The 17,615-nt window shown below is 40.1% G+C and carries 18 protein-coding genes; 12 read left to right on the top strand and 6 right to left on the bottom strand.

Going from position 1 to position 17,615, the window contains the following annotated elements:
* Positions 1-134: 134 nt before the first annotated feature.
* The 3 genes from metG (at position 135) to KO529_RS10605 (ending at position 4,976) form a co-directional block, all read left to right on the top strand.
* Positions 135-2,219 carry a methionine--tRNA ligase gene (gene metG / locus KO529_RS10615; RefSeq protein WP_215947863.1) on the top strand — a complete coding sequence of 695 codons (2,085 nt, stop codon included), beginning with the start codon at positions 135-137 and terminating at the stop codon, positions 2,217-2,219.
* Positions 2,220-2,263: 44 nt separating this feature from the next.
* Positions 2,264-4,387, top strand: a complete 2,124-nt coding sequence (locus KO529_RS10610; protein ID WP_215947862.1) for a Tex family protein — start codon at positions 2,264-2,266, stop codon at positions 4,385-4,387.
* A gap of 70 nt (positions 4,388-4,457) precedes the next feature.
* Complete coding sequence (locus KO529_RS10605) at positions 4,458-4,976, top strand: ferritin (RefSeq protein ID WP_215947861.1); 519 nt, start codon at positions 4,458-4,460, stop codon at positions 4,974-4,976.
* Positions 4,977-5,815: 839 nt separating this feature from the next.
* On the opposite strand, the gene KO529_RS10600 is transcribed toward KO529_RS10605, so the two are convergent.
* The gene (locus KO529_RS10600) at positions 5,816-6,115 is read right to left on the bottom strand and encodes a GIY-YIG nuclease family protein (protein ID WP_215947860.1); all 300 of its coding nucleotides are present in this window, start codon (positions 6,113-6,115) and stop codon (positions 5,816-5,818) included.
* Positions 6,116-6,533: 418 nt separating this feature from the next.
* Positions 6,534-6,866 carry a single-stranded DNA-binding protein gene (locus KO529_RS10595; protein WP_031442041.1) on the bottom strand — a complete coding sequence of 111 codons (333 nt, stop codon included), beginning with the start codon at positions 6,864-6,866 and terminating at the stop codon, positions 6,534-6,536.
* Between the two features lie 264 nt (positions 6,867-7,130).
* Between KO529_RS10595 and KO529_RS10590 the strand changes: the two genes are divergently transcribed.
* The 5 genes from KO529_RS10590 (at position 7,131) to KO529_RS10570 (ending at position 9,629) form a co-directional block, all read left to right on the top strand.
* Complete coding sequence (locus KO529_RS10590) at positions 7,131-7,505, top strand: DUF1304 domain-containing protein (protein WP_215947859.1); 375 nt, start codon at positions 7,131-7,133, stop codon at positions 7,503-7,505.
* 123 nt (positions 7,506-7,628) lie between these two features.
* A complete protein-coding gene (locus KO529_RS10585) occupies positions 7,629-8,201 on the top strand; it encodes a pentapeptide repeat-containing protein (protein ID WP_215947858.1) in 573 nt (190 codons plus the stop codon).
* 78 nt (positions 8,202-8,279) lie between these two features.
* On the top strand, positions 8,280-8,666 hold the full coding sequence (gene gloA2 / locus KO529_RS10580) for an SMU1112c/YaeR family gloxylase I-like metalloprotein (protein ID WP_215947857.1): 387 nt from the start codon (positions 8,280-8,282) through the stop codon (positions 8,664-8,666).
* Complete coding sequence (locus KO529_RS10575) at positions 8,663-9,271, top strand: LpxA family transferase (protein WP_215947856.1); 609 nt, start codon at positions 8,663-8,665, stop codon at positions 9,269-9,271. The genes gloA2 and KO529_RS10575 overlap by 4 nt, the downstream gene beginning before the upstream one ends.
* 7 nt (positions 9,272-9,278) lie before the next feature.
* Positions 9,279-9,629, top strand: a complete 351-nt coding sequence (locus KO529_RS10570) for a hypothetical protein (protein WP_215947855.1) — start codon at positions 9,279-9,281, stop codon at positions 9,627-9,629.
* 117 nt (positions 9,630-9,746) lie between these two features.
* Here the strand turns inward: KO529_RS10570 and KO529_RS10565 are convergent, their stop codons facing one another.
* Positions 9,747-10,211: a CBS domain-containing protein gene (locus KO529_RS10565; protein WP_069859037.1), complete on the bottom strand. Its 465-nt coding sequence runs from the start codon at positions 10,209-10,211 to the stop codon at positions 9,747-9,749.
* 213 nt (positions 10,212-10,424) lie between these two features.
* Here KO529_RS10565 and KO529_RS10560 point away from each other — a divergent pair, with 213 nt between their 5' ends.
* From KO529_RS10560 to KO529_RS10545, 4 genes are all read left to right on the top strand, one after another.
* Positions 10,425-12,707 carry a M28 family peptidase gene (locus KO529_RS10560; RefSeq protein WP_215947854.1) on the top strand — a complete coding sequence of 761 codons (2,283 nt, stop codon included), beginning with the start codon at positions 10,425-10,427 and terminating at the stop codon, positions 12,705-12,707.
* Positions 12,704-13,513: an SDR family oxidoreductase gene (locus KO529_RS10555; RefSeq protein WP_215947853.1), complete on the top strand. Its 810-nt coding sequence runs from the start codon at positions 12,704-12,706 to the stop codon at positions 13,511-13,513. The genes KO529_RS10560 and KO529_RS10555 overlap by 4 nt, the downstream gene beginning before the upstream one ends.
* A 122-nt stretch (positions 13,514-13,635) precedes the next feature.
* Entirely contained in the window at positions 13,636-14,010 is a 375-nt protein-coding gene (locus KO529_RS10550; protein ID WP_215947852.1) for a hypothetical protein, read from the top strand.
* Positions 14,011-14,147: 137 nt separating this feature from the next.
* Complete coding sequence (locus KO529_RS10545; RefSeq protein ID WP_215947851.1) at positions 14,148-14,852, top strand: hypothetical protein; 705 nt, start codon at positions 14,148-14,150, stop codon at positions 14,850-14,852.
* 124 nt (positions 14,853-14,976) lie between these two features.
* Here KO529_RS10545 and KO529_RS10540 read toward each other — a convergent pair whose 3' ends face one another.
* The 3 genes from KO529_RS10540 to rimK all read right to left on the bottom strand — a co-directional run bounded on the left by KO529_RS10540 (position 14,977) and on the right by rimK (position 17,509).
* On the bottom strand, positions 14,977-15,477 hold the full coding sequence (locus KO529_RS10540) for a nuclear transport factor 2 family protein (protein ID WP_247095002.1): 501 nt from the start codon (positions 15,475-15,477) through the stop codon (positions 14,977-14,979).
* A complete protein-coding gene (locus KO529_RS10535; RefSeq protein ID WP_215947850.1) occupies positions 15,470-15,964 on the bottom strand; it encodes a hypothetical protein in 495 nt (164 codons plus the stop codon). Before KO529_RS10535 ends, KO529_RS10540 begins: the two co-directional genes overlap by 8 nt.
* Before the next feature lie 168 nt (positions 15,965-16,132).
* On the bottom strand, positions 16,133-17,509 hold the full coding sequence (rimK, locus tag KO529_RS10530; protein WP_215947849.1) for a 30S ribosomal protein S6--L-glutamate ligase: 1,377 nt from the start codon (positions 17,507-17,509) through the stop codon (positions 16,133-16,135).
* Positions 17,510-17,615 lie beyond the last annotated feature (106 nt).

Below are 17,615 nucleotides of genomic sequence, written 5' to 3'. Positions count from 1 at the left end.
GTCACCCCCTACTTACTATGCGAGAAGGCCTTCGTATATTCTGAATTCTTTTCAGGGTAACGAAGGCTTATTTTTTGAAGGAATACGCCAGCTGCAAGTAAAAATCTTTATTTTTGCAGCCTAATCCAAAAATAATGTCGCAGAACCTTCAGAAGCCAGCAAGATATACCATAACCGCAGCCCTTCCTTATACCAACGGACCTATACATATAGGGCATTTGGCAGGAGTTTATGTGCCAGCGGATATCTATGCAAGATACTTGAGATTAAATGGAAATGATGTGGCCTTCGTTTGTGGAAGCGACGAACACGGGGTTGCCATTTCCATGAAAGCCAAAAAAGAAGGAGTAAGTCCCCAAAACATAATCGATAAATATCACGGTATAATTAAGCAATCCTTTCAGGATTTTGGAATTACCTTCAACAACTATTCAAGAACATCCGCCGAAGTTCACCATAAAACGGCCTCCGATTTCTTTGTGAAACTCTATGAACAAGGAGATTTTATTGAGGAAACTACCGAACAATTATATGACGCAGAGGCAAAACAATTTTTGGCCGATCGTTTTGTAATCGGTACTTGTCCTAAATGTGGCCATGAAGAAGCTTATGGGGATCAGTGCGAAAATTGTGGCTCCACTTTAAATGCCACAGACCTTATCAATCCCAAATCGACCATTTCCGGAGCAGTACCCTCCCTAAAAGAAACCAAGCACTGGTTTTTACCTTTGGACCGTTACGAAGATTTCCTGAAGACCTGGATTTTGGAAGGTCATAAAAATGACTGGAAGCCCAATGTATATGGACAATGCAAATCATGGATCGATGACGGCCTAAAGCCAAGGGCGGTAACCCGTGATCTTGATTGGGGAATCCCGGTACCGGTAGAAGGCGGTGAAGGCAAGGTATTGTATGTTTGGTTCGATGCACCAATAGGATATATTTCCTCTACCAAAGAATGGGCAGCAAGGGAAGGAAAGGATTGGGAACCCTATTGGAAGGCCAAGGACACTAAAATGGTACATTTCATCGGCAAGGATAATATTGTATTCCACTGTATTATTTTCCCCAGTATGCTAAAGGCACATGGCGATTTTATATTACCGGAAAATGTTCCGGCCAACGAATTCTTAAACCTCGAAGGCAACAAATTGTCCACTTCCAAGAATTGGGCGGTGTGGCTGCATGAATATTTGGAAGAATTTCCCAATATGCAGGATGTACTTAGATATACCCTGACCGCCAATGCCCCGGAAACCAAGGACAACGATTTTACCTGGAAGGACTTTCAGGCCAGGAACAACAATGAATTAGTGGCCATTTATGGGAACTTCATCAACCGTGTTGTAGTGCTTACCAACAAATATTATAATGGAATTGTTCCCTCCCCTGGTACCTATAGCCAAGTAGATACGGAAACTCTGGCCGAACTTAAAAAATATCCTGAGATCATTGCCAGTTCTATAGAAAGATACCGTTTCCGTGAAGCCGGACAGGAAGTAATGAATTTGGCACGACTTGGCAATAAATACTTGGCCGACGAGGAGCCATGGAAAGTAATTAAACAGGATGAGGAAAGGGTAAAGACGATTATGTTCGTTGCCCTTCAAATAGCGTCGGCTCTGGCAGTGTTAAGCGAGCCATTCCTACCTTTTACTGCCGTTAAGCTTAAAAAAATCCTCAATATCTCCCAAAGTGGAGCTGAGGGGTCCCTTGAATGGAAAGACATATCGGAAAAGGAAATATTACTGCCTGCAGAACATCAGATAAACGAAGCCGAGTTACTCTTCAGCAAAGTAGAGGACGAAACCATACAGGCGCAATTGGACAAATTGGAAGCTACCAAAAAAGCAAATGAAACTATGAACAAAGAAGTTAGCCCACAAAAAGACACCATTACCTTTGACGATTTTTCCAAATTGGATATGCGGGTAGGTACCATTATTGAAGCAGAAAAAATGCCTAAGGCCAAAAAACTTTTGGTGTTAAAAGTGGATACGGGATTAGATGTGAGAACTATAGTATCGGGTATTTCGGAAAGCTTTTCACCCGAGGATATCATAGGTAAAAAAGTAACCGTTTTGGTAAACCTGGCACCTAGGGCCCTACGTGGCGTGGATAGTGAGGGAATGATCCTAATGACGGAAAATGCAGATGGTAAATTGGTATTTATTAATCCGGATGAAGATGGGGTTGAAAGTGGTGAGACAATAAATTAAGGCTGAATGCCCTGAAACCTACTACTTAAAAATCAAAATACCCCATGAATCTTATATCCTACATATCCAAAAACACCCAACTCCCATTAAAAGGCATAGAAAATACGGTTGCCCTATTAAATGAGGATTGTACAGTACCCTTTATTTCCCGTTACCGAAAAGAGCGGACCGGAAATTTGGACGAGGTGCAAATTGGCGCCATTGTACAGTACAAATCGCAGTTTGAAGCTTTGGAAAAACGCAAGTCGGCCATCCTTAAATCCATAGAGGAACAGGAGGAACTAATTCCTGAATTGGCAAAAAAAATAAATGATGCCGAGGATCTCACCACCTTGGAGGATCTTTATCTACCCTTCAAGAAAAAGCGAAAAACCAAAGCAGAAACAGCTAAGAAAAATGGCTTGGAGCCCTTGGCTAAAATTATTTTGGCCCAGCGTACCGATGAAATCGATTTTGAGGCATCCAAATATATCAATGATGCGGTTCCCAATGAAGATGATGCCCTGGAAGGAGCCCGACATATAATTTCGGAGTGGATCAATGAGCGCAGCGATATCCGAAATCAGATCAGGTCCCAATTGGAAAAATTCGCCTTAATATCCACCAAGGTTATTTCCACAAAGAAAGATGATGAAAAGGCACAAAAATTTAGGGACTATTTTGAATGGAGCGAACCCTTAAATAGATGTCCATCGCACCGACTCTTGGCCATACTGCGAGCCGAAAATGAAGGTTTTATAAGGGTTAAAGTCGAGATAGACGATGATAAGGCCATCTCCAATATGGAGTATAGGATCATCAAAAATAAAAATGCTACTACTCCACATCTTCAACTGGCCATACAGGATGCCTATAAGAGGTTGCTATTCCCTTCCCTTTCCAATGAAATTCTAAAATCTGCTAAGGAAAAAGCGGACGAATCGGCCATTCAGGTATTTTCCAAAAACCTGAAACAACTGTTATTGGGCTCGCCCTTAGGCGAAAAAAGAATTTTGGCCATAGATCCTGGCTTCAGAACGGGCTGTAAAGTGGTTTGCCTTAGCGCTCAGGGCGATTTGGAGCATAACGAGACCATTTACCCACACGCACCTCAAAACGACAGCACTGGGGCTATAAAGAAAATAAGTTCTTTGGCAGACGCCTATAAGATTGAAGCCATAGCCATAGGAAACGGTACCGCCTCCAGGGAAACGGAGCAATTAATAAAGCGGATTCAATTCAAGAACAATATTGAGGTGTTTGTGGTCAGTGAGGCCGGTGCCTCAATTTATTCTGCCTCTAAAATTGCCCGGGAGGAATTCCCCAATTACGATGTTACCGTTAGGGGTGCCGTATCGATAGGAAGACGCCTAGCAGATCCCTTGGCAGAATTGGTTAAAATAGATGCCAAATCTATCGGGGTCGGACAATATCAGCATGATGTAGACCAAAATCTATTGAAAAATTCCCTGGATGCCGCAGTAGAAAGCTGTGTTAACACCGTGGGCGTAAACATTAATACTGCCAGTGTTCCCTTACTTAGCTATGTTTCCGGAATTGGCCCTAAACTGGCGGAAAACATTGTGGCCTATAGGAACGAAAATGGTGCCTTTACCAGTAGGAGCGAAATAAAAAAGGTGCCCCGTTTGGGAGAAAAAGCCTTTGAACAGGGAGCGGCATTTTTACGTATCAGGCAGGCAAAAAATCCTTTGGATGATTCTGCAGTACATCCTGAGAGCTATTCCCTTGTACAAAAAATGGTGAAAGATCAAGGAGTTCCCCTTTCCGAAATAATAGGAAACAAGGAAGTCCTCAAAAAGATCGATCTAAATAAATATTGCACAGAAAATGTAGGATTGCCCACCCTACAGGATATTGTAAAGGAATTGGAGAAACCCGGGCTGGACGTTAGGGAAAAGGCTAAGGTATTTACCTTTAATCAGAACATAAGGACCATTTCCGATCTAAAAGAGGGACAATTATTACCGGGAATAGTAAACAACATTACCAATTTTGGCTGCTTTGTGGATGTAGGGATCAAAGAAAGTGGCCTAATCCATATCTCCAACCTATCCGATAGTTTTGTAAAAGATGTGAACGAACATGTTAGCCTGCACCAGCAAATTATTGTAAAGGTGCTGGAAGTTGATATTCCCAGAAAACGGATACAATTGGCTTTGCACAAATAACTCCAAATCTTAAGTCAAGAGCTGGTAAAAAGAGCCATTTATTTGTAACTTTAGTTAAAATTTGAAACTTATGTTGTCCGAAAAACTAGAAAAAGCATTGAACGAACAGGTCCGTATAGAGGCCGAATCTTCACAGGTATATTTATCCATGGCCTCTTGGGCAGAAGGAAAAGGATTGGAAGGTATTGCACAATTTATGTACAGCCAATCGGATGAGGAGCGTTTGCATATGCTCAAGCTGGTAAAATACATTAATGAAAGGGGCGGGCACGCCTTTGTATCCGCGCTTAAAGCTCCTAAAACCGACTTCGGCAGTTTTCAGAAAATGTTCCACGAGCTATTGGATCATGAAATTTTTGTTTCCAATAGCATTAACGAACTGGTACATGTAACCCTGCAGGAAAAGGATTATGCTACCCATAATTTTCTTCAATGGTATGTAGCGGAACAAATCGAGGAAGAGGCCTTGGCGCGTAATATTTTGGACAAGATCAACCTTATTGGCAATGACAAAGGCGGCCTGTATTTGTTCGATCGAGATATACAGCAGATTACAGCCAATAGTGCGGCCATAACACCAAAGGCATAAATTTAACATTTAATCTTATTTAGATTTAATTAAAATAAATACTTTTGCCTCGTTATTATTCTAATTTCCAGTGGGTAAAAAGAAGAAACAGGACAAGAAAGAGAAAAAAAAGCTAAAAAAAGCTTTAAAAAAGGAGCAGAAAACGGCTCTCAAGGAAATGGTTCCCCATGGGTGCAAAACCAAGTGTTGCGACAAATACAAAAAGTCGGAATCCAAGAGGTGTAATCGCTGTCCTTGTTTCGATTTGATGAAGAAGGTGGCTTAAACTTTGACAACCTTGCGCATACCGAGCATTGCGAATTTAATTGACTTACGATAGTCGCGGCACGGTGAAGTAATCTCACAGCTGTGCGCCAAGAACAAATAGCAGTAACCAAAATCATACAGATTGCCTCGTCACTAACGTCCCTTGTCTACCGATAGGCAGGCTCACAATGACGTTGCTAATTTTAATTTCCAATCCAACAATCCGTCATTGCGAACGGGACTGTCAACAGATAGGCCTAGTGAAGCAATCTCATAGTTGTGCTCACCAAACCAACAGATTGCTTCGTCACTATCGCTCCTCGCAATGACGCCTCATTGGGACTAATAAAGCAGAAAGCCTTAACGACCATAGTTGCACGTCATTGCGAACGGGACTGTCAACAGACAGGCCTAGTGAAGCAATCTCATAGTTGTGCTCACCAAACCAACAGATTGCCACGTCACTATCGCTCCTCGCAATGACGTTGCATATTTTAATTTCCAATCCAACATCCCTTCATAGCGAAAGGGACTATCCATAGGCAGGCATAGTGAAGCAATCTCTTGAAAATGGCATATAAGTTCTAAACTATTTAATCAATATAAAACAACCATCCTATAGCCAAATCCTTCCAATTAGGATTCCCCCTATTGACTAATTGTTCCTTACGCCTCCTATTTCCCGATTTTATCTGTTTCTCCCTTTCAATAGCCATATCCATATTGCTATATTCTTCAAAATAAACCAGTTTATTGCAATTGTATCGATAGCTAAACCCACGAAATGCACCGGTTTTATGTTCATAAATACGTCTAACTAGATTGCTTGTAACCCCTACATAGATGACGGTATTATTCTTATTAGCAAGTAAATATACATATGACTTTTTCATGATATTCTATTTCCTACTAGCGAACTTAGCTATCAATAGGAGTTGCAGTGAACCAACCTCTTCATAGCACCCCATACAAACAGATTGCCACGTCACTATTGCTCCTCGCAATGACGTTGCATATTGTTATTTCCAATCCAACATTCCGTCATTGCGAACTTGACTGCCCGCAGGCAGACATAGTGAAGCAATCTCATTGGTTTGTTCCCTTTACAAAAAGATTACCAAGTGACTAACGTTCCCTGACGGCCGATAGGCAGGCTCGCAATGCGTTTATAAATTCATTTGCAATGCTCAAATGAGTGGTCTCCCCCCAAAAAACAAAAGAAGTAACCCAATAGCCGCTTAAACGGACCCAACAGATCACTTCCTGATTAACGCCTATTTACGATATAGACCTCCTGATAAGTAGACCAATTTATTTCCCCAACATCAGGAGTTCATTACATCGAATTTCGGTGATGTACCTTTTTTCCCCTTCCTTGGTTTCATAAGACCGAGTGGTCAATTTTCCTTCAACGGCAACTTCCTTACCCTTGTTGAGATAGTTTTCTACGATTTCAGCAGTCTTGCCCCAGGCCACAACATTGTGCCATTGGGTATCCGTTACTTTTTCTCCTTTGGCATTTTTGTAAGTCTCATTGGTAGCAATGGCGAATTTGGCCAATTTGCCACCTCCGTCTAGATTAATAATTTCTGGATCGTTCCCCAAGTTCCCAATCAACTGTACTCTGTTTCTAAGTGCGTTCATAATACATAATTTTTAAATCCCGAATCCACGGGAAAGGTTAAACAGTTAATGATTTTTGATGGGACAAACTTAGCTTCCTCTGCAAATGTTATTCGGTTGAAAAGTATTTAATTTCGTTTGTTATCGTTTGTAGTCGTTTGTAAATGTATATAGATGCCCCCCTTATGGTTCATAAACCACTCCACAATACACTGACTTGCAACAACGATAAATCAATTGAATCCCCTATATTTAGAACAACATAATCCTTGCAAAAATCAAACTATGGAGATCGTATTAAAAATCCTTATAGGCATTATAGCCCTTGAACACCTTTATATTTTATATATGGAAATGTTTGCCTGGGAGACCTTGGGCAAAAAAACATTTAGAAAAGCACTTCCGGAGCATATGTTTAAACCTACCAAAGGATTGGCTGCAAACCAAGGGCTGTACAACGGATTTCTGGCCGCTGGGCTTATTTGGACATTTTTCATAAAAGACGCGGCTTGGAGCACCAATATCTCCATTTTTTTTCTAAGCTGTGTGGCCATTGCGGGCATTTATGGTGCTTGGTCCGCCAGTAAAAAAATATTCGTGGTGCAGGCCTTACCTGCTCTAATAGCACTTTTGTTACAGTGGTTTGTTTCTTCCTTTTAATCATAGAACTATGGACCAACCAAAATCAAAATAAGCAGTAACCTATTCGCTAGCTATAATATTCTTTCCTTTACACTTTCTTTCCCTCAAGATTATTTAAATACCAAAAATTCGAATATCAGTATGAGTACTCCATTTATTTCGGACCAAACCTTTAAAGGAATCGACTTTACCTCCAAGCGCCTATCCAAAGGAGATTATGAGAACTGCGTTTTCGACTCCTGTACATTTTCCAAAGGAGATATATCCAACATCGTTTTTATGGAGTGTGTTTTTACAGATTGTGATCTAAGCAATGTAAACTTAAAAAACACCACCTTTAAGGAAACGGTTTTTAAAAGAAGTAAACTTTTGGGGATACGTTTTGACCATTGTAACGATTTTTTATTGTCATTCAATTTCTTTGACTGCACCTTAAATCTATCCTCCTTTTACAAATTAAAACTCAAGAACACCATATTCCAAAATTGCAAATTGATTTCCGTGGATTTTAACGAATCCGACCTAACAGAAACCCAATTTGAATCCTGTGATCTTCAAAGTGCAATCTTTGAAAATTCCAACCTAGAAAAAGTTGATTTCAGAACAGCATTCAACTATACCCTGGATCCCGAAAAGAATAAAATTGCCAAAGCCAAATTCTCCAAGGAAGGTGCTTTGGGTTTATTAAAGAAGTACAATATCAAAATTGAATAAACCAACGCAAAGAATTAATCGTTTGTAATCGGATAATTTGTACCTTATTGGTTCTAAAACAGTTTCCAATAACAAAGAATGACCTTAAATAAAGTACACCATATTGCCATCATATGCTCGGATTATAAGCAATCCAAAAAATTCTATGTGGAAGAATTAGGTCTGGAACCTTTGCAGGAAATTTATAGGGAAGAACGGGGTTCCTACAAACTGGATTTGGCATTGAACGGAAATTATATCATTGAATTATTCTCATTTCCCAAACCACCCCCCAGATCCACTAGACCAGAAGCAACCGGTTTAAGACACTTGGCCTTTGAGGTGGACGATTTGGATACCAGCTTATTGGATTTGTCCGAAAAAGGCATTTTGGCCGAACCTGTCCGTACTGACGAGTATACCCAAAAAAAGTTCACCTTCATCTTTGACCCAGACAATTTACCTATAGAATTATACCAAAAATGACCGCTATAACTACATACATAGCGCATTTTTACACCCTTTTTCCCGACCAGAAAGGAGTGCCTCCATGGGAAATAACACCATCCATATCATCTTTAATAACCAAGAAGATTCTGGACCTTAATACTGACGATTATGCCATTACAGGTAGAATTGCTATCCATAAAACTGCAGTAATCGAAAATGGGGCAATTTTAAAAGAACCCCTCATTATATCTGGAAACTGCTTTGTTGCCAGCCACGCTTATCTCCGGGGCGGAGTGTTTTTGGGCGAGGGGGTGCGGATAGGCCCAGGTAGTGAGATCAAGTCCAGTATTATTGGCGATCATTCGGCCATGGCCCATTTTAATTTTATAGGGGACAGTATTATTGGTGAGCATGTAAATTTTGAGGCAGGAGCACTTATTGCCAATCACTATAACGAAAGGTCCGATAAGACCATTTGGGTCCAAGTAAATGGTAGCAGGACCAATACCGGCTCCATTAAATTTGGCGCCTTGGTCGGGGACAATTCCAACATAGGGGCCAATGCCGTACTTTCCCCAGGTACCTTATTACCAAGGGAATCAGTAGTAAAACGATTGGAGCTTATAGAACAAAACAACTGAAAGAACCATGGAAAAAAAATGCTTGGAATGTGGAGAAAAGATTTTGGGCAGAATAGACAAAAAATTCTGCTCGGACTACTGTAGAAATGCCTACAATAATAAACTGAACAAAGACAGTAAAAATCTGGTCAGGAATATAAATAACCGCTTGCGCAAAAACTACAGAATCTTGGATAGCTACCCCCTAACCGATGGCAAGACCAAAACTACCAAGACCAGATTAATGGACAAGGGTTTCGATTTTGAGTATATCACCAATTTATATACCACCAAAAAAGGAACCACCTACTATTTTGTATATGACCTGGGCTATCTTCCGTTGGACAATGATTATTATATGATCGTGAAAAGGGAGTAGAATATTACCCCAATTAAGAATGCCCTTGAACTGTTTCAAGAAACAGTTCAAGGGCATAAAAATTATAAGTTTTGTTGTTTTGATAGCCGTCAGCTCAGGGGAAGTGAAAGCAGCTTTCTATTTATAGTTGTGTCCGCTTAATTTAAGGGCTGCTATTACGATATCCTTGCGACTTATTTGCCCCACCAATATCCCGTTTTTCATAACCGGCAACCTTCTTCTTTTATGTTTGTCAAAAATACCGGCGGCATCAAAAATAGACATATCATGAGGTATGGTCTCTACCTCCTTTGTCATGAATCGCTCAACACTCTTGTCCAAGATAGGTTGATTAAAATAGCGGCTTTCCGAAATCTGTTTCATACAATCCGCCTCGGAGATTATACCTACCAAAAATCCGTTGTTATCCAATACAGGACCACCAGAAATATGGTATTTGGCCAAATGCTCCATAACCGTTAAAATAGATTGATCAGGACTAAAGGTGATCAGCTTTTTTGTCATATAGTCCTCTACTAAAATGGGAGCATCAAATTCCTTTTTTACGACCTTGCGAACTCCCTGAAAACTTTTTATTCCCATACCGTTTATTTTTAGGTTAATTTGAAAGATAGTATTTTTTTAATAATTACACAACTATTTAATATTTAATCAGTTGTATTGATAAATATTCATTTAAATTCTTGCGTATAATTCAATTCGAAAAAACCCTGAAAACCTGAAATTATTGGTTATACCGAACACTATAATGTAATACAGGGATAATTTCTTACTTTTAAGTTTTTACTAAATACTATGAAGCAATATTCTTCTCCCATAACCCTTCTACTTCTCCTGCTTGCCATTTATTGGAGCTTTGAAGCCTCTATGCCAAGCTACACTCCGGACGCCAATATTGAAAATATTTCATTTTCAACGGACAGGGCCCTTGTCCATGTAAAAAATATGTCCGAAAAACCACATGCCGTAGGTTTTCCGGCACATTCAGAGGTTAGGGATTATGTTATATCGGAATTGACCAAGCTGGGATTGGAAACAACTACCCAACAAGGTTATACCGCTGGGGACTGGGGAAATTTTAGTAGTGCAACCAATATATTGGCTAGAATAAAAGGCAGCGAAAAGGGAAAGGCTTTACTTTTGCTTTCGCATTACGATAGCAACCCCCATTCATCTTTGGGCGCCAGCGATGCCGCAAGTGGGGTGGCAACCATATTGGAAGGTGTAAGGGCCTTCCTAGAGCAAAACAATACGCCTAAAAACGATATCATTATTTTAATTTCCGATGCTGAGGAATTGGGACTTAACGGTGCGGATTTATTTGTAAACAATCATCCGTGGGTACGGGAAACAGGATTGGTTTTAAATTTTGAAGCTCGGGGAAGTGGAGGACCCTCCTATATGTTATTGGAAACCAATAGGGGTAATTCGAAGGTCATTGATGAGTTTATTAAGGCAAATCCGAAATACCCTGCAGCCAATTCATTGGTCTATAGCGTATACAAAATGCTTCCCAATGATACCGACCTTACCGTGTTCCGGGAAGATATGGACATAGAGGGACTAAATTTTGCTTTTATAGACGACCATTATGACTACCATACCGCGCGCGATAATTATGAGCGTTTGGACCGTAATACCCTTGCTCACCAAGGCAGTTATCTAATGCCCTTGTTGAAGCACTTTAGCAATTCCGACCTAACCAACCTAAAAAGCCCGAACGATTCCATTTATTTCAATATTCCATTCTTTAGATTGGTCACTTATCCCTTCGATTGGATTTTCCCTATGCTGGTACTGGCCATAATAGGCTTTTTGACACTTTTGTTCCTGGGATTTAGAAATAGTTCCTTGGAAATCAAAGAAATTGGAAAGGGCTTTGTTCCCCTACTTTTAATCTTGGCCATTAATGGGGTAGTAGGTTATTTTGGCTGGACAGTACTTAAAAGTCTCTACCCGCAATATCAGGATATCCTTCATGGCTTCACCTATAACGGCTATGCCTACATAGCGGCTTTTGTACTCTTTTCAGTGGCTGTCGGTTTTTGGGCCTATCATAAATTCGGAAAGGCAAAGACCCAAAACCTCTTAATTGCCCCGTTGTTTCTATGGTTAATTCTTTGTGGGGCGGTTGCCGTATATTTAAAGGGGGCCAGCTTTTTTATAATTCCTGTATTTGCATTGCTCGCCTCCTTGCTGATCCTAACACACCAAAAACTGCCCAGTCCATACGTGTTGCTATTTTTGGCTTTGCCTGCCATATGGATCTACACCCCTCTAATTAAAATGTTCCCGGTGGGTCTTGGCCTTAAGATGATGATTACCGCTACCCTTTTAACCTCTTTGACCTTTTTCCTATTGCTTCCGGTTTTTGGTCCCTTAAAAAACAAAAACCGCTTGGCCTATATGTTCATGCTACTCTGTTTTGGTTTTCTTTTGTCAGCCCACTTTTCTTCGGGTTTTGATAAAGAAAATGCGAAACCCACAAGTCTGGTATATATTCTTGACGCGGACAAAAACACTGCACAATGGGCTACCTATGATCATGTTCTATCCAGTTGGACATCGCAATACATAGATATGAACAAGGCACAGCCCAAAAATTCGGGCTATGATGCCCTAAGCAGTAAATATGGAACAGGGTTTAGTTACATTTCCGAAGCTCCGGTAAAAAATATTACCCCCCCTAAAATAGAAACTACCTTGGATACCATTATAGGGGACCATAGAAAATTGGAAATATGTATTACGCCCCAACGCAACACAAACCGCCTGGAAATATTTACGAATGATGTAGAAATTATAAAGACCAATATAAATAAAATAGAACTGTCCGACTATTATCTAAAAAATAGGAAAAACAATAAGTTGGTCACCCACTATATCAGTAATAACGATTATACCGAATTGCAGATTACCATCCCCAAGGAGAGTGCTTTGGAACTTACCTTGTATGAAGCTTCCAACGATCTATTGAACAATCCATTATTTACTGTCCCTCCGAGGCCAGAAGACAATATTCCAATGCCATTTGTTTTAAACGACGCCATTTTGATTAGCAAAAAGATAGCGTTTTGAACAAAAAGATCGGCATTCTAGGCTGTGGGTGGCTGGGATTACCTTTGGCCAAATCCCTCATACATGAGGAACATACCGTGTTCGGAACCACCACCTCCGAATCCAAAATAGAGATATTGCAGAAAGCCAATATTGTACCATTTACCATTGGTCTAACAGAGAAAGGAATTGAAGGACAGATCGACAACTTTTTAGCGGCATTGGACTTATTGATTATAAACGTTCCTCCAAAGTTGCGTTCGGCTCCCCAAGAGAGCTTTATTAAAAAAATGTTCCATCTATATGATAAAATAAAAAAAACTCCACTTAGCCGTATTATTTTTATTAGTAGCACCTCTGTATATGGCAACATCGACGGACTAATCACAGAAGACTCCCCTACCCGACCAAATACTGAGTCGGGCAGGCAACTTCTAGCGGCAGAGAATATTTTTTTGAACGACGGGGACCTGAATAGCACCATTATTAGGTTTGGGGGCCTAATTGGGCCATCAAGGCATCCTGTAACCCATCTTGCCGGTAAAACCGATCTTAGCAATGGCAATGACCCAGTGAATCTAATTCATCTAAATGACTGTATAGGAATTATCACAATGGCCATAAATGGGAATTGGGAAAATAAAGTCATTAATGGGGTGTATCCCCTCCACCCTACAAAGGAGACTTATTATACCACTGAAGCTATAAAAAGAGGGCTTTTGCCGCCCGTTTACACCAAAAATTTAGATAAAATAGGAAACAAAAGCATAGAAAGTAAGTATTTAAATGTTAAAATCTACCCTTATAACACTTCAATTGTAAGTTAATTCACCACACATTTTTGTACTTTCACAACAAAGTCACCCACTTTTGGTTAAATTACACCCTTGATTATTAACCGTTTATCGATTAGTCCGTACCTTTAAGTAAACGAATAAATTCAATTATCATGGAAAATTCAGGTCTAAAAACAAGAGTACTTACCGAAATTGAAAATTTAATTTCCAAAAGCTGCTCCAAAAGCAAAATGTCCCAAAAATTTCAAAATCTGCATGTTGCCATATTAAAAAAATATTACAATGCTGCAGATGTATCCATTGACTATCATAGAAAGAGAGTCATTATGGATATTGTTATGGACGACAGCTGTTATGACCCCAAAAAAGTGAATTCCAGCCTTCCAATTCTCAGGGCAAATTTACTTTTCAAGAATTTAAAAGAGTTCTTAAGTTCTAGCTTGGACAAGGACAACGTGAGTATTGCATTTTATGCCAGACTTATTCGGGCATACGAAAACAGAAATGTTACGCTCACCGTTGTTTAACCCAGACCCAGACCAACCATATTAGAAAAAAGGATGCCGATCGGCATCCTTTTTTATTGCCTATCCAAGGTTTAAGACATTCCTTAACAAATGGTTAGAAATAATTTACTAGTTTTGGCACACTAAAAATTAGAACAATGAAGAAAATAGTACTGATCCTACTAGTTATGGTAGGATTTACAGCAAATTCACAGACAAAAAGTGAGTTGCTTAAGCATTATGAGGCCTATTATGACCAAATGAGACAACAGGGTGACATAAATGGGGTTATTAGCGCCATTACCCACCTTAACATACTTTCTCCAAGCAAAGAACGCAATGATACCTTGGCATACATTTACACCACGGACAATCAGCATTTACAAGCTTTAAATACGATTGGGATTGAAAAAAACGAATCGGACTCCGATTTGGCCGTACAGGTAAAAGCTATTTCCCTAAAAGCGTTGAACCAACCAAAAAGGGCTTTGGAACAGTTTGAAATTCTTAATAAGAGAGGACCAAATCCGTATCTGGCGTATGAATTGGCAGATCTAAAAATTCAGACCGGTGACAATGAAGGTGCAGCTGCCAATATTGAATTTGGAATTGCCAATGCGAAGGACGATATGAAATATGCATTCTATGAAAGGCAACAACCCTACGAGGTTGCCTTAAAGGCGGCATTTATCCATTTGAAGGCCCTGGTAGAATTCAATAAAGATCAAACCGATATAGATGGTGCTTTGGCTACCATTGATGAAGCTTTAAAAATAGACCCCAATTTTAATTTGGCCAGTCTAAGTAGACAAGCTTTACAGTCCAGAAAAGAGAAACAAGAGAATAAGGAAACAAAGGAATAGTCCATTTAATTTCCTGCCCAACTCTGTGCTTCCTTTAAAATGGAGCATAAAAAAACCACTGTACAACACAACAGTGGTTTTTTTTATGTACTAAAGATTATAACCTTCCCTTTCTTAACGAGGTCTATTGCTTGATCAAATCTTTGATAATCCTGTCATCCTTTTCCTGTTTGATCAGGACTACCTCGGAAACATTTTCATTGGGAATTACAAGAGAAAGTACATAATGCGCTATTTTCCATTCCCCGGATTCTTTCCTAAGTACCCCGGAACCGCGACATAGTTTCATCTGGGTATTCAATAATTCATCAAACCAGGCATAATCCCCCTCATCATTGACATACACTTGTCGTTCCACGGCTTTAAAGTTCCACGCCTTCCCCTTTTCAAAATGGGGCTTTGCATAAGCCTTAAATTCTTCGATTTGCCAATTCTCGGAAGCATCCGTACCTATAAACACGGCATCGGAAGTCATTAAATTAAAATAGGCATCAAAATCGGCGCTCCCTGCCGCGCTGTGCCAGCTATCCAAAATGTTCCCTATTTCCAATTTATCCACTTGTGCCTGGGACCTCAGCTGTAAGGACAAAAGGACGACCAACATAAACATCAGGGCCCTACTCACTTAAAATTAGAATAGTGTCCAACTTGCTGTTGACAATAACGTTGAACTGGTTCCTAAATGCGTTATAAGCATTGATCATTTCTATGGTGGACGCTTTGGTACCAACCCTATACTCCATATTTCCCTTTGTTTTAAGAATATAGGTCTTAAAGACCTTTTGTCTACTCTTAATCTGTGGCTTATCAAATGTTGCCGGATATGTAGATGCTTCCAGCGTTTTTTGTTTCTCGATCAAATCTTCAATGACCAATTCCAAATCCTCCCTATTGGCCACCCGGTACAACGATTCAAAAGTAGTTTCCAAACCGTTGAACTCCTGCCATTCCTTTAAGATTGTCAGGGCCTGTTCATTAATTTCACTGGGTTTGGGGAGCGAATCCACACTGAAAAACTCCTCCGCCTTTTCTTCAACGGCCTCTGTGTTTGCCTGCTGTTTACAAGAGCCCAACAATATGAAAACAATGAGGTAAAACAATATTCTTCCCATAGGACGAAGGTACAAATTTTAATAAACGCCAGCTTTGGCAGCATTTAAATTTAACTAGGTTTTAATTCAAAAATCAGTTCTAGTCCTTGGGGCATGCAATTAAATTGGGAAGGCATGAACGATGGCCACACCTTCCCAATTTATTTTACTTCCTATTAAAACTAGCGACTAGCTATTGAATTTAATCTTACTCTCTATAGCCCGGATCATGATACTGGCAATATCCTTCCCCGTAGCATTTTCAATTCCCTCCAATCCCGGGGATGAATTTACCTCAAGCAGTAATGGTCCTTTATTGGAACGGATGATGTCCACTCCGGCAACGGCCAGATTTAGAACCTTGGCGGCCTTTACGGCCAACTTCCTTTCTTCGGACGTGATCCTTATAATGGAAGCCTTCCCCCCTTGGTGCAGGTTTGCACGAAATTCCCCCTTTTCAGCTTGGCGCTGTATTGAGGCCACTACTTTTCCATTTACTACAAAACAGCGTATATCCTGGCCGTTTGCTTCTTTTATGAACTCCTGTACCAAAATATTGGTCTGCACACTTTTAAAGGCGTTTATAACACTTTCTGCAGCCTTGTTTGTCTCTGCCAACACCACGCCCTTACCCTGGGTACTTTCCAATAGTTTTATAATCAAAGGAGCCCCGTTGACCATCCTGATAAGATCTTTGGTATCCATAGGAGATTTGGCAAATCCTGTAATAGGGATATGTATGTCATTTTTGGAAAAAAGCTGGGATGCAAACAATTTGTCCCTGGACTGGGTAATGGCCTCTGCCGAATTTAAACAGTACACCCCAAGATTGTCGAATTGCCTTATCAAGGCACAACCGTAAAAGGTAACCGCCGGTTTTATCCTAGGAATAATGGCATCGAACTCATTTAATATGTTACCTCCCCTATATCTAATCTCCGGAGAATTGGCATCCAATTTCATATAGGCGTGCTCCACATTTAAAAACACCATATCATGGCCCAAAGCCTCACCGGCCTCCATTATTCGCTTGTTGCTGTACAACAAGGGATTACTGGCCAACAGTGCAATTTTAAGCCCTGTTTTTTCTTTAAAATGAGAGGCATATCTCTGATTTATTTCTGTTGCCGTGAACTCTCCCAAATTAAAACTAACCGCAGGGTTTACCACAAAACGTTCATTTAGTGCCTCCCTGCCCAAAAGCATACGGTACTCCATAGTATCCCTATTGGCCAAGGTAAGTTCTATTTCAAAAGTATGACTGCCAACACGTACCGGGGTCTTTATTACAAACCGCTCCTCGGATATCCCTGAAGAACTCTTTACCGTTCTACGGTCTACCAAACGCGCCTTGCAGTCTATATTGATACCCCTATTGTCCTGTAGGGGATTAACCTCGAACTTTACCCATTCATGGGCCCCTTTGGTAAACACTTTTATATTATTTGCCTGAATAGAAGAAGTTTTCGCCCCGGAATCTACCCTAGCCTTTATGGCAGGAATCTCCAAATCCTCAAATACACACCATTCCTCACTACCAATAATATCCAGGTCCTTATACTTCATTGCTATATCTAAATTTTCTTTTTAATTAATTGCAAAAATAAAACACTTGACCCCTGGGAATCAAGAATAAATGATTATTAATTTATTAAATGACGGCAGGCTTTCT

Source organism: Arenibacter algicola, assembly GCF_018860365.1.
In the GTDB taxonomy this organism is placed as follows: Bacteria; Bacteroidota; Bacteroidia; order Flavobacteriales; family Flavobacteriaceae; genus Arenibacter; species Arenibacter algicola_B.
Note: the sequence above shows the minus strand (reverse complement) of the source record. Positions and strands in the feature narration are given on the sequence as shown.